9 protein-coding genes and 1 pseudogene are annotated in these 13,389 nt (G+C 42.0%); all 10 read left to right on the top strand.

Features of this window, described 5'->3' with window-relative positions; all coding sequences use genetic code 11:
- Nucleotides 1–64 precede the first annotated feature (64 nt).
- The 10 genes and pseudogenes from LD028_RS12975 (at nt 65) to tnpC (ending at nt 13,358) form a co-directional block, all read left to right on the top strand.
- Nucleotides 65–1,807: an adenine deaminase C-terminal domain-containing protein gene (locus LD028_RS12975; protein ID WP_237810539.1), complete on the top strand. Its 1,743-nt coding sequence runs from the start codon at nt 65–67 to the stop codon at nt 1,805–1,807.
- A 34-nt stretch (nt 1,808–1,841) separates the two neighbouring features.
- The gene (locus tag LD028_RS12970) at nt 1,842–2,864 is read left to right on the top strand and encodes a DUF3048 domain-containing protein (protein ID WP_237810540.1); all 1,023 of its coding nucleotides are present in this window, start codon (nt 1,842–1,844) and stop codon (nt 2,862–2,864) included.
- 10 nt (nt 2,865–2,874) lie between these two features.
- The gene (locus tag LD028_RS12965; protein WP_006323616.1) at nt 2,875–3,192 is read left to right on the top strand and encodes a YerC/YecD family TrpR-related protein; all 318 of its coding nucleotides are present in this window, start codon (nt 2,875–2,877) and stop codon (nt 3,190–3,192) included.
- A 62-nt stretch (nt 3,193–3,254) separates the two neighbouring features.
- The gene (gene pcrB / locus LD028_RS12960; protein WP_237810541.1) at nt 3,255–3,950 is read left to right on the top strand and encodes a heptaprenylglyceryl phosphate synthase; all 696 of its coding nucleotides are present in this window, start codon (nt 3,255–3,257) and stop codon (nt 3,948–3,950) included.
- Nucleotides 3,951–3,993: 43 nt separating this feature from the next.
- Nucleotides 3,994–6,159, top strand: a complete 2,166-nt coding sequence (pcrA, locus tag LD028_RS12955) for a DNA helicase PcrA (protein ID WP_237812070.1) — start codon at nt 3,994–3,996, stop codon at nt 6,157–6,159.
- A gap of 5 nt (nt 6,160–6,164) precedes the next feature.
- Nucleotides 6,165–8,183 (top strand): NAD-dependent DNA ligase LigA, encoded by a 2,019-nt coding sequence (gene ligA / locus LD028_RS12950; RefSeq protein ID WP_237812069.1) that lies wholly within the window; start codon nt 6,165–6,167, stop codon nt 8,181–8,183.
- Nucleotides 8,184–8,186: 3 nt separating this feature from the next.
- A complete protein-coding gene (locus LD028_RS12945; RefSeq protein WP_237812068.1) occupies nt 8,187–9,320 on the top strand; it encodes a CamS family sex pheromone protein in 1,134 nt (377 codons plus the stop codon).
- 84 nt (nt 9,321–9,404) lie between these two features.
- On the top strand, nt 9,405–10,952 hold the full coding sequence (gene pruA / locus LD028_RS12940) for an L-glutamate gamma-semialdehyde dehydrogenase (RefSeq protein WP_237812067.1): 1,548 nt from the start codon (nt 9,405–9,407) through the stop codon (nt 10,950–10,952).
- A gap of 124 nt (nt 10,953–11,076) precedes the next feature.
- Nucleotides 11,077–11,805, top strand: coding sequence for an HI0074 family nucleotidyltransferase substrate-binding subunit (locus LD028_RS12935; RefSeq protein ID WP_237812071.1), 729 nt, complete (start codon nt 11,077–11,079; stop codon nt 11,803–11,805).
- A gap of 111 nt (nt 11,806–11,916) precedes the next feature.
- A pseudogene (gene tnpC / locus LD028_RS12930) lies at nt 11,917–13,358 on the top strand (IS66 family transposase).
- Nucleotides 13,359–13,389: the final 31 nt, after the last annotated feature.

Below are 13,389 nucleotides of genomic sequence, written 5' to 3'. Positions count from 1 at the left end.
TGAAATTTGCTTTCATCCGTTAAAATGTGTATAGACGATGGTACGATTTAGGAGGAAAGCGATCATGATGGAAAAACGATATCGATGGAAAAACGAGCAAATTCGCCGACACGTTGCCGTTGTTGACGGAAAGCAAGCGCCAACAAAAGTGTTCATGAACGCAACGTATTTACATCCATACATACGTCAATGGGTACAAGGAAACGTTTGGGTTTGCGATGACCGAATTGTATATGTCGGTCCAAATAAACCGAAGCAACTCGATTCATGCGAAGTAGTGGACTGCTCGAATCAAGTGCTTGTTGCTGGCTATATGGAGCCACATGCTCATCCGTTTCAGTTATATAATCCCCATACGTTAGCGGAATATGCAGCACAGCACGGTACAACAACACTTATTAATGACAATCTATTCCTTTTTTTACAGTTAACAAAAAAGAAAGCGTTTTCTTTTTTGTCCGCTATGGAAAAACAACCGGTGACGATGTATTGGTGGTGCCGACTGGATCCACAGACAGAAATGAACGGAGAAGAGCATTTTTTTTCGTATAAAAACATGAAAAGTTGGCTGGAAAATGATGCGGTATTACAAGTTGGCGAATTGACTGGATGGCCAAAGCTGTTAGAAGGGGACGATTTCATTCTCCATTGGATACAGGAAGCGAAAAAGATTGGCAAAAAAGTGGAAGGTCATTTTCCGGGAGCTTCAGACCGAACGTTAACAAAAATGAAATTGTTTGGTGCTGATGCGGACCATGAAGCGATGACCGGAAGCGATGTGTATAAGCGTTTAATGCAAGGATATACCGTATCATTGCGTCATTCGTCCATTCGCCCTGATTTGCCGACGTTGCTTAAAGAAATGAGACAATGCGGCATTCATCATTACGATCATTGCATGTTTACGACAGATGGCTCAACACCTGCGTTTTATGAAAATGGAATGATCGACGAAATGATTCGCATTGCATTACAAGAAGGAGTAATCGATATTGATGCATATAGCATGGCCACATGGAACGTTGCTCGTTATTATAATATCGATCATTTGCACGGAAGCATTACGCCAGGACGCATTGCACACATTAACATTCTTGAACATGCTTCTAATCCGACTCCTATTTCTGTTTTAGCGAGTGGACAATGGGTCAAACGTGACGGTGTACCTGTCGCTGCTTTTCCAACAGTTAATTGGGATATACACGGTCTTTCGCCACTTTCGCTATCTTGGGACTTACAGATGGATGATTTACAGTTTTCGATGCCGTTAGGGATGTATATGGAAAACTCGGTCATTATTAAGCCATATTCGATTTCGATTGATACATCTGCTGATGAGCTATCAATGGATCATGATGAAAGCTTTTTAATGCTTATTGATCGCAGCGGAAAATGGCGTGTAAACACTATATTAAAAGGGTTTGCGACACATGTGCAAGCACTTGTTAGTTCGTATTCTAATACAGGGGACATTATTTTAATTGGGAAAAGTAAACGTGATTTGTTGTTTGCTTTTGAACGTATGAAACAAATCGGAGGCGGTATTGTCCTTTGCGAACACGGAGAAATCATTCATGAAATCCCGCTTCCTTTAGGCGGATTAATGTCGGCAAAACCGATGGAAGTGTTAATGGAAGAAGAAAAAACGCTCGGCGAACTGTTGCGAGCGCGCGGTTATGCGTTTGCGGATCCAATTTACACCTTGCTTTTTTTATCATCGACACATTTACCGTATATTCGCATTACACCGAAAGGAATTTACGATGTCATGCATAAAACAGTACTCTTTCCGACAATAATGCGTTAAAATATAAAAGGGAAGGAAATGAAAGGTTGGGTTCATGTTGCGGCGATTACTTTTTGGATTGATCATCATGACGGTGTTTATGTTCGGCACCGGATGTCAACGTCCACAATCAAATGTAGAAGAAAACGAGTCCCCACCAAAAACAGTTGAACAAGAAAATGGACAAAAAACAGAAGAAACAGCGTGGACATTTCCGTTAACAGGCATGCCAGCAAAAGAAAAAGCGATGCAACGTGCGGTTGCGGTGATGATTAATAACTATCCTGCCGCTCGACCACAGTCGGGGTTACATAAGGCAGACATCGTGTATGAAGTGCTTGCTGAAGGAGATATTACAAGGCTGTTAGCGATTTATCAAAGTGAACAGCCTGCTATTATCGGCCCTGTTCGAAGCGCAAGAGATTATTTTATTCAATTAAGCAACGGCTTTCATGCGCTATATGTATGTCACGGTTGGAGTCCGGAGGCACAAACGTTATTAAAGTCTGGTGCTGCAGATTACGTAAATGGCTTATTTTATGACGGAACGTTATTTTGGCGAGATCTTTCACGAAAAGCACCACACAATTCATATATTTCTTTTGAAAATATTAAAAAAGGGGCTGAAAAAAACGGCTATGCTTTCGAAGAAGAAGTCAAACCGCTACCTTTTTTTACAAACGACTTGACGAATGCTGTAAAAGCAACGAATATTGATGTGGTGTACTCTAAACGATCGTATGCTCACGTTCATTATGCATATGACGGAACGAAATATGTTCGTTCGAGTGGCGATGAGCTGACGGTAGATCGGGAGACGAATGCACCGATTGCGGTAGACAATGTGTTTGTGATTGAGGCGACACATCGAATTATTGATGACTATGGTCGGAGAGATATTGACTTTACATCAGGCGGAAAAGGATATTTATTCCAGAAAGGGACAGTACAGGAAGTGGAGTGGAAAAATGTTGAGGGGCGCCTTCTCCCTTACAAAAGCGGTGTTCCACTCGGATTTGTTCCAGGGAAAACATGGATTCAAGTCGTTCCAAATCTCGAACAAGTACAATATGAATAGGGGGACGTATATGCAAATTAATAAATTGCGAGGCAGAGAGCTTGACCAATTATTTCGAGCGATTTTGTCATTAAAAGATTTAGAAGAATGTTATCGTTTTTTCGATGACTTATGTACGGTTAATGAAATACAAGCGCTTGCGCAACGTTTGGAAGTAGCGCGCATGTTGCGTGAAGGATATACGTATCATAAAATTGAGACAGAAACAGGGGCAAGCACAGCGACGATTTCACGCGTAAAGCGCTGCTTAAACTATGGAAATGATGCGTATGCGATGGCACTTGACCGCATTTATAACGAACAACAGGAAGAGGCTGGCTCACAGTGAGTCAGCTTCTTTTTACGATGTTTTGGTATGATTTTTGTTATAATGAGATGAGGTGAAAAAACATGAATGAGATGACAACATGGCGACATGTGTTTAAATTAGATCCGAACAAAGCCATTACTGACGAACAGTTAGAACAAGTATGTGAATCAGGTACCGATGCGATTATCGTCGGTGGAACAGACGGTGTAACGCTTGAAAACGTTATTGACTTACTTGCACGTGTGCGTCGTTTTTCCGTTCCTTGTGCGCTAGAAGTATCAAATATCGAGGCAGTCACACCTGGATTTGACTATTATTTCATTCCCATGGTGCTCAATAGCCGCGATCTTACTTGGTTAATTGATTTACATCACGAAGCGATCAAACAGTTTGGTGATTTAATTAATTGGGAAGAACTGTTTGTTGAAGGGTATTGTATTTTAAATGACGAATGTAAAGCGGCATCATTGACGAATGCACGAACGAATATAACAGAAGAAGATGTCATTGCATATGCTCGAATGGCAGAACATATGTATCGTTTTCCGATTTTTTATATAGAATATAGCGGACGGTACGGAGATGTGACACTTGTAGAAAAAGTGAAACGGACGCTAGAACGCACCCGTTTGTTTTATGGTGGTGGCATTCATACACCTGAACAAGCGAAAGAGATGGCGATGTGGGCGGATACAGTTGTTGTTGGCAACGCTATTTATACAAATTTACAAATGGCATTACAAACAGTTGAAGCGGTAAAAGGAAAATCAACATAAATGGAGAATAAAAAAGAGAACATATGTTTTGGTGGTGGAAAAAATGAGTATGTCGGCACATATGCTGTTGGATGGATTAAATGAAAAGCAAAAAGAAGCGGTAAAAACGACAGAAGGACCGCTTCTAATCATGGCGGGAGCAGGAAGTGGAAAAACGCGCGTGTTAACGCATCGCATCGCTTATTTAATGGCGGAAAAAGACGTTGCTCCGTGGAATATTTTGGCGATTACATTCACAAACAAGGCGGCACGTGAAATGAAAGAACGCGTAGAACGCATCGTTGGAAAGCAGGCAGAAGATATATGGATTTCTACGTTTCACTCGATGTGCGTCCGCATTTTGCGACGTGACATTGATCGAATCGGGATTCATGCGAACTTTTCCATTTTGGATCCAACCGATCAATTGTCTGTGTTAAAACATATTTTGAAAGATCGCAATATTGATCCAAAAAAATATGATCCACGTGCGCTTTTAGGTACAATTAGCAGCGCGAAAAACGAATTGATGACGCCAGAAAAATATGCCGATCAAGCAGCAAATCCATACGAAAAGCTTGTAGCAGAAGTATATAAAGAATATCAAAAGCGATTGTTGCGCAATCATGCGCTTGATTTCGATGATTTAATTATGACGACGATCCAATTATTCCAACGCGTTCCGGAAGTGTTGGAATATTATCAACGAAAGTTTCAATACATTCATGTCGATGAGTATCAAGATACGAACCGCTCGCAATATTTGCTTGTGAACATGCTTGCTAAGAGATTTCAAAACTTATGTGTCGTTGGAGATTCTGATCAGTCCATTTATCGTTGGCGCGGTGCTGATATTAGCAATATTTTATCGTTTGAAAAAGACTATCCGAATGCGAAAGTGATTTTGCTTGAACAAAATTACCGCTCAACGAAACGGATTTTACAAGCAGCCAATGCGGTCATTGAGCATAATACACAACGAAAACCGAAAAAGCTTTGGACAGAAAATAGTGAAGGACATGCGCTTGTGTATTACGAAGCGATGACGGAAGTCGATGAAGCACAATTTGTCGTTGGAAAAATTAAAGAATATGTTGATGCCGGAAAACGAACGTATAAAGATTTTGCCGTTTTATATCGAACGAATGCGCAATCACGCGTGCTTGAAGAAATGTTATTGAAGGCGAACATTCCATATAAAATTGTTGGCGGTTTAAAATTCTATGATCGAAAAGAAATTAAAGACATTTTAGCGTATTTACGCTTAATTGCGAATCCGAATGATGACATTAGCTTAACTCGTATTATTAACGTTCCAAAGCGCGGTATTGGTGCATCGACAATTGATAAAATTGCAGCATATGCTTCTAGTCAAGGGATATCGATGTTTGATGCGCTTGGTTCCATTGAAGAAATGGGGATTAGCGCTCGCATCGCTGCACCGCTCGTACAATTTCGCGAACAAATTCATCATTGGAGCCAAATGCAACACTATTTATCTGTAACCGAGCTTGTTGAAGATGTACTCGATCGTTCAGGTTACCGCGATATGCTTCGCGAAGAAAAAACGTTAGAAGCACATAGCCGACTAGAGAACATCGATGAGTTTTTATCAGTGACTCAACATTTTGAACAAGTAAATGAAGATAAGTCGCTCGTTGCCTTTTTGACAGACTTGGCGCTTGTAGCAGATATCGACCAGCTTGATAATAATAGCGAAGGACAAACAAATGATGCGGTCGTTTTAATGACGCTCCATTCAGCCAAAGGATTAGAGTTTCCGGTCGTCTTTTTAGTCGGGCTGGAAGAAGGGATCTTCCCACATAACCGTTCATTAAATGATGAAGATGAAATGGAAGAAGAGCGTCGTTTGGCGTATGTCGGCATTACTCGTGCTGAAGAAGAACTGTTTTTAACGCGCGCCCATATGCGTACGTTATTTGGACAAACGCATGTCAATGCTCCATCTCGTTTTATTGATGAAATTCCTGAAGAATTGATTGAATATGCGCATAAACGAGTGAAAAAATCATCCGCATCCGTGCGTCCATCTACTGCTTCGCAAGGGGAATGGCGCGTGGGGGATAAAGTAAGTCATAAAGTATGGGGAGTTGGCACAATCGTTCGTGTAAAAGAAAGCGATGGCGATCAAGAACTAGATGTTGCTTTTTCAAGCCCAATTGGAATTAAACGACTATTGGCGAAATTTGCTCCGATTACGAAAGTGTAGAAAGGATGAAAAACGTGGCACAACACGACGTTGAAAAGCAAATTGCTGAATTGCGCGAACAAATTGAAAAACATAATTACGCATATTATGTGTTAGATCAACCGTCTATTTCTGATGCTGAGTATGATGAATTAATGAGGAAATTAATGGAGTTAGAGGAGCAATATCCGCAATATAAAACGCCGGACTCCCCATCGCAGCGCGTTGGTGGCGCCCCATTAGAAGCGTTTCAAAAAGTGACCCACCGTGTGCCGATGCTTAGTTTAAGCAACGCTTTCAATGAAGGAGACTTGCGAGATTTTGATCGCCGTGTTCGTCAAGAAGTTGGCGATGTGCGTTACGTATGTGAATTGAAAATTGATGGTTTAGCGGTGTCGCTACGCTATGAAGACGGTTATTTTGTACAAGGGGCGACGCGTGGTGATGGAACGACTGGTGAAGATATTACCGAGAATTTAAAGACGATTCGCTCGTTGCCGCTTCGATTACGGAAACAAGTGACCATTGAGGTGCGTGGCGAAGCGTATATGCCGCGAAAATCGTTTGAAAAATTAAATGAAAAGCGCAAAATGAACGGGGAAGAATTGTTTGCGAATCCGCGTAACGCGGCAGCTGGCTCGCTTCGGCAACTTGATCCGAAAGTTGCTGCTTCTCGTCAATTAGACATATTTGTATATCATGTCGTCAACGCAGAAGAGCTCGGAATTTTGTCACATAGCGAAGCGCTTAATTATTTAGATGAGCTTGGATTTAAAACAAATCCAGCGCGACAAGTATGTGAAACGATTGATGATGTGCTTTCTTATATCGAACAATGGCATGAACGACGTGCGTCATTGCCGTATGATATTGACGGGATCGTCATTAAAGTAGACGCATTTGCGCAGCAAAAGCAACTTGGAGCGACAGCAAAAAGTCCGCGCTGGGCGATTGCTTACAAATTTCCTGCTGAAGAAGTTGTCACGCAACTTGTTGATATTGAGCTAAGTGTCGGTCGGACAGGCGTGGTGACACCGACAGCTATTTTGCAACCGGTACGTGTGGCAGGAACGATCGTGCAACGCGCATCACTTCATAATGAAGACTACATTCGTGAAAAAGATATTCGTCTCGGCGATTACGTTATCATAAAAAAAGCAGGCGATATTATTCCAGAGGTTGTTCGTTCGTTACCAGAGCGACGGACAGGAAAAGAAGAGCCATTCGATATGCCAACCCATTGCCCAGCGTGTGCAAGCGAGCTTGTTCGACTAGATGATGAAGTTGCCCTCCGCTGCGTGAATCCGCAATGTCCGGCACAAATTCGAGAAGGGCTTATTCATTTCGTCTCACGTCAAGCGATGAATATTGACGGACTAGGTGAAAAAGTCATTGCTCAACTATTTGAGCATGGTCTTGTTCGCAGCGTGGCAGATTTGTACACATTAACGAAAGACGAGCTTGTCGCATTAGAACGAATGGGTGAAAAATCAGCAACAAACCTACTGCAAGCGATTGAAGCGTCAAAACAAAATTCACTTGAGCGCTTATTGTTTGGTCTCGGTATTCGCCATGTTGGCGCAAAAGCGGCAAAAACGTTAGCGGAACATTTTGAAACGATGGAACGCCTCCAACAAGCGACAAAAGAAGAGCTGACGGCCATTCACGAAATCGGTGAAAAAATGGCGGATTCAATCGTCACGTATTTTTCAAAAGAAGAAGTGAAGCAGTTGCTTGAACGTTTGCGGGCATATGGTGTCAATATGACATATAAAGGAGCAAAACAGACAGTCGATATAAGCTCCACGTTTGCTGGGAAGACATTTGTTTTAACAGGTACGTTGCAATCGATGTCGCGGAGTGAAGCAAAAGAAGCGATTGAGGCGTTAGGTGGAAAAGTGACAGGAAGCGTCAGCAAAAAAACAGACGTTGTCGTTGTCGGTGAAGACGCTGGGTCAAAATTAGAGAAGGCGAAACAGCTTGGTATTACGATTTGGGATGAAGCGCGTTTTCTTCAAGAAATACAACAATCAAAGCAGGTGTGAACGATGAAAAAGTGGATCATATTGCTTGCTTGTATGCTTCTTACTTTGTCAGCATGCGCGCCAAAATTTAATCAAGAAGAGCAAGTAGTGCAAGAGACAGATAATAAAAAACAAAAGGCGATTATTCCAAAGTACAACATTTCTAATTCGTATTATCGTACCATTTTACCTTTTCAACCTGGAGAGGCGCGCGGGCTTGTCGTTGAAAATGTGAATACAAGATTAGATATGGATGAATTTGAACTTGGTTTAATGCGCATTGCACAAGAGAAATTTTCTCCATCGCAATATTTATTTCAACAAGGACAATATTTAGATCGAAAAACGATTGAGTCATGGCTTAAACGAAAGCAAGGAAATGGCGAAGGGTTGAATCCTGCTCTAGGAAATACAGGGACAAATGAAGAAAAAAATAAAAAACATCCACTCTACATTTCACATATTTTAGAGCATAACTACTTAGTGAAAACAGAAAACGATAAAGTGCAATTAGGCGGAGTTGTCATCGGGCTTGCGATGAATTCTGTTCATTACTATGAGACAGAAGAGGGGTATCCGCGCGAAGTAAAAATATCGAAAAGTGATATGGAGAAGGAAGGAAAAAAAGCAGCGGCGGAAATTGTTTCTCGCTTACGTCAAATCGATGGATTAAAGGAAGTGCCAATTGTTGTTGGTTTATTTGAGCAACAACCAAAATCGTCTATCGTTCCAGGACACTTTTTTGCGGTTGGTTATGTTGATAAGGGAAGTAACAACATTCAAGATTGGGAAAAAATAAATGAAGAATATTATGTGTTTCCATCGGATGAAGCGGAAAAAAATCATCGCGATGATTTAGTGAAATTTTTAAATTTAAAATCCGATATTGAAGAATTTTTCCCAAATTACACTGGAGTGATCGGCAGGGCGTTTTATCGCGATGACCAATTGCAACAATTGACAATTGATATTGTGATGCAGTTTTACGGAAAAGCAGAAGTCATCGGATTTACGCAATATGTCACAGGTCTTCTTATGGAAAAAATGCCTGATTACATGCCGATTTCTGTTTACATTTCTTCGGTGCGTGGACCGGAGAGCATCATTATAAAAAATCCAGATCAAAATGAGCCATTCGTTCACATCTATCAACCATAACATTTGAATACGGATCGTTCATCCGTTAGAATGGAATTGTGTGTATGAAAACGCTTTTGTAATTTCAACAAAGGGGGCTTACATATGGTACAACCTTACAAACATGAACCATTTACAGATTTTACAGTCGAAGCAAACAAAAAAGCGTTTGAAGAAGGGTTAAAAACGGTGCAAGCCTATCTCGGTCAAGATTATCCGCTTGTCATTGGCGGCGAACGCATCATGGCAGAAGATAAAATTGTTTCCATCAACCCAGCAAATAAAACAGAAGTGGTTGGTCGCGTAGCGAAAGCGAATAAAGATTTAGCAGAAAAAGCGATGCAAACAGCAGATGCCGCATTCAAATGGTGGAGCAAAACGAAGCCAGAAATGCGCGCCGACATTTTATTCCGTGCGGCAGCGATTGTGCGCCGTCGCAAACATGAGTTTTCCGCATTGCTTGTGAAAGAAGCAGGGAAACCATGGAAAGAAGCAGATGCAGATACTGCGGAAGCGATTGACTTTATGGAATATTATGCTCGCCAAATGTTGAAATTAAAAGATGGCATTCCTGTTGAGAGCCGTCCAGGAGAAACAAATCGCTTCTTTTACATTCCACTTGGCGTTGGCGTCGTCATTTCACCGTGGAACTTCCCATTTGCGATTATGGCGGGAACGACGGTTGCAGCGCTTGTAACAGGAAATACGGTGCTTTTAAAGCCAGCAAGTGCAACGCCAGTCGTGGCGTATAAATTCGTGGAAGTGTTAGAAGAGGCGGGCCTTCCAGCAGGTGTATTAAACTACATTCCAGGAAGCGGTGCGGAAGTAGGTGATTATTTAGTCGACCATCCGCGCACACGTTTCATTAGCTTCACAGGTTCTCGCGACGTTGGTATTCGTATTTATGAGCGTGCGGCTAAAGTACACCCAGGACAAATTTGGCTCAAGCGCGTCATTGCAGAAATGGGCGGAAAAGACACAATCGTTGTTGACAAAGAAGCAGATTTAGAATTAGCGGCACAATCGATCGTCGCGTCAGCTTTTGGCTTCTCTGGTCAAAAGTGCTCGGCATGCTCGCGTGTTGTGGCGCTCGAAGACGTATACGACCAAGTGTTAAACCGCGTCGTTGAGTTAACGAAGCAATTAAAAGTCGGCAACCCTGAAGAACAAAGCACGTTTATGGGACCGGTCATTGACCAATCGGCGTACAACAAAATTATGGAATATATCGAAATTGGGAAACAAGAAGGCAAGCTTATGACAGGCGGTGAAGGAGACGACTCGAAAGGCTTCTTCATTCAGCCAACGGTGTTTGCTGATCTCGATCCGAAAGCGCGTATTATGCAAGAAGAAATTTTCGGACCAGTCGTTGCGTTTACGAAAGCAAAAGACTTTGACCACGCGCTTGAAATCGCCAATAACACCGAATACGGCTTAACAGGCGCTGTCATTTCAAATAACCGCTTTAACCTAGAAAAAGCGCGCGAGGAGTTCCATGTCGGAAACCTTTACTTTAATCGCGGCTGCACAGGTGCGATCGTCGGCTACCATCCATTTGGTGGGTTCAATATGTCTGGAACAGACTCGAAAGCAGGTGGACCAGACTACTTGCTTCTTCATATGCAAGCAAAAACGGTGTCAGAAATGTTTTAATGGAAAACCCCTCTTGGCAAAAACGCTAAGAGGGGTTTCAATTATGTAACATAAGAGCGATAATAAAGAAAAACATCTTTCGTATGATATAGAAGTGGGTGGTGATGGGCGATTGAGTACAAACATGTACGGCTTAAAAAAGCAAACCTTTTATAACCTCATTTGTGTGTTTCAAAATTATGCGAACATCATTGAAAAAGTGATTTTGTTCGGATCAAGGGCAAGAGGCGATTATAAAGAAACGTCGGACATCGATATTGCGATTAAGTTTAGAAGCCATAACGAGCAGCTGTACCGCATTCAAGACGATTTAGCAGAAGCAAATATCATTTATACGGTGGATGCTATTGATTATGAAAAGATCAGCAATGAAAAACTCAAATCGTACATTGATCTCGAAGGAAAGATTATTTTTTTAACGAATGAACGAGGGGAGGCTGTTGTGACGATGAATAAAATCATGGATAAACTATTTGACTTTGAAAAAGCATTAAATAAACTACATCAAAGCATTACGCGTGATGTGGAAAAAGACGACCTAGTTCTTGACGCGACAATTCAACGATTTGAATTTACGTACGAACTAGCATGGAAATGGATGAAAAATTACTTAGAATATAACGGGAACAACGAAATGACAAGTCCGCGAAAAACGATTAAACAAGCATTTAAAGAAGGACTTATTCAAGATGGAGAAGCGTGGATTCAAATGTTAGAAGATCGAAATAGGACATCACATACATACGATGAACAAATAGCGATGGAAATTTATGAACATATTCGCCAGCGATATGTTCATTTATTTGATCAATTATTAGTAGAGATGAAAAAACGAGTTTCTGAATTAGAATAGTATGTAATTTTCGTCGGATGGTAACTATTCAGCCACATCATAAAGTGAGCTGAATATTTTTTGTATTTCTTGTCTATGATGTGAATATTGATAGACAAGGAGGTGAATCGCATGTTGACGATACAACAAGCTGTGTTTACAGTAGAGAGTTTAATTGGCAAAGTCCAACAACAAAAACAGCTCATTCATCAACTCGTTCAAGAAAATGAACATTTGCGTCACGAAATCAAACAGCTACGCAAAGAAAATGAACAACTGAAGTATCGCGTTCAAGAGCTGGAAGCACGCACGAAAAAAAACAGCTCCAATAGCCATTTGCCCCCATCTTCTGACCGTTTTCACACCCATTCTTCTCGCAAGCCATCTGGCAACAAGCCAGGCGGACAAGAAGGACATCAAGGAACGACGCTCCGTCAAGTGGAACATCCACATCATCGTGTCGTCCACCGTGTGCATACGTGTCAAGGATGTGGGGCTTCTTTGCGTGAAGTCACACCGTTCAAAGTCGATATCCGTCAAGTGTTTGATGTCCCTCCTGTGGCGATCGAGGTGACACAACATGAACGTGAAGTGAAATCGTGTCCACATTGTCGATGTGTTCAACAAGCCGAATTCCCATCCCATGTCACGAATCATGTGCAATACGGTCCACGGCTCACGGCGCTCGTTGTTTATTTACATCATATCCAATTGATCCCGTACAAGCGTTTAAGTGATACAATCGAAGCGTTATATCAACACTCGATTAGTACGGGAACTCTTGCCAATATGGTGAAACGAGGACGCGAAGCGCTGGAATCGAACATGGACATCATCGAAGACGCCTTACTTGAATCCAACATCCTGCATGTCGATGAAACGAGTTTGCGTATCAATGGGAAACTCGCATGGGTGCATGTCGCGTGTACATCAAAATACACGTACTTGGCTTCTCACGCTTCTCGCGGAAAGAAAGCGACCGATGATATCGGGATTCTTCCCCGATATCAAGGAACGATGATGCACGATGCGTTCGGTACGTATCCAAAATACACGCAAGCCACCCATGCTCTTTGCCATGCCCATCATTTGCGTGAATTGAAGGGTTTCATCGAACAAGGGCATACATGGGCATCGCGCATGACCACGTTTCTATTAGCCGCCAAACAGGCAGTCGAAGCTCATCACGGTACACTTTCCAAAAAAGAAGCGAAACGATGGGAACGAATGTATGATCGCATCCTAGCGAAAGCACAGCACGGATGGGAAACGATGACGCCTCTTCCGAAAAAATCACTCGCTTTTATTCGACGGCTTCAGAAACGAAAGGAAGAAGCGCTGCGTTTTTCACGTAAAGTGCATGTTCCCTTTGATAACAACCAAGCCGAATGCGATCTTCGCATGGTCAAAGTCAAAGAGAACATTTCGGGTACGTTTCGTGAAGAAACATTCGCCCAGTCTGCATCACAAGAAGCATCGTTTCCACACTGACGAAACACGAAAAAAACGTGTGGGACTCGTTATGTCTTCTGTTGACGGGCGACACGCTCGATCGTGTGCTTTCTACCACTTAGGGCATTTTCTATTACGGGGATGCCCTATTTG

Source organism: Anoxybacillus sp. LAT27, from assembly GCF_022030075.1.
GTDB classification, from domain to species: domain Bacteria; phylum Bacillota; class Bacilli; order Bacillales; family Anoxybacillaceae; genus Anoxybacillus; species Anoxybacillus kestanbolensis.
Note: the sequence above shows the minus strand (reverse complement) of the source record. Positions and strands in the feature narration are given on the sequence as shown.

Coding starts and splice junctions, on each gene's coding strand:
- LD028_RS12975 (WP_237810539.1), top strand. CDS start 65: ATGATGGAAAAACGATATCGATGGAAAAACGAGCAAATTCGCCGACAC.
- LD028_RS12970 (WP_237810540.1), top strand. CDS start 1,842: ATGTTGCGGCGATTACTTTTTGGATTGATCATCATGACGGTGTTTATG.
- LD028_RS12965 (WP_006323616.1), top strand. CDS start 2,875: ATGCAAATTAATAAATTGCGAGGCAGAGAGCTTGACCAATTATTTCGA.
- pcrB (WP_237810541.1), top strand. CDS start 3,255: ATGAATGAGATGACAACATGGCGACATGTGTTTAAATTAGATCCGAAC.
- pcrA (WP_237812070.1), top strand. CDS start 3,994: ATGAGTATGTCGGCACATATGCTGTTGGATGGATTAAATGAAAAGCAA.
- ligA (WP_237812069.1), top strand. CDS start 6,165: ATGAAAAACGTGGCACAACACGACGTTGAAAAGCAAATTGCTGAATTG.
- LD028_RS12945 (WP_237812068.1), top strand. CDS start 8,187: ATGAAAAAGTGGATCATATTGCTTGCTTGTATGCTTCTTACTTTGTCA.
- pruA (WP_237812067.1), top strand. CDS start 9,405: ATGGTACAACCTTACAAACATGAACCATTTACAGATTTTACAGTCGAA.
- LD028_RS12935 (WP_237812071.1), top strand. CDS start 11,077: ATGTACGGCTTAAAAAAGCAAACCTTTTATAACCTCATTTGTGTGTTT.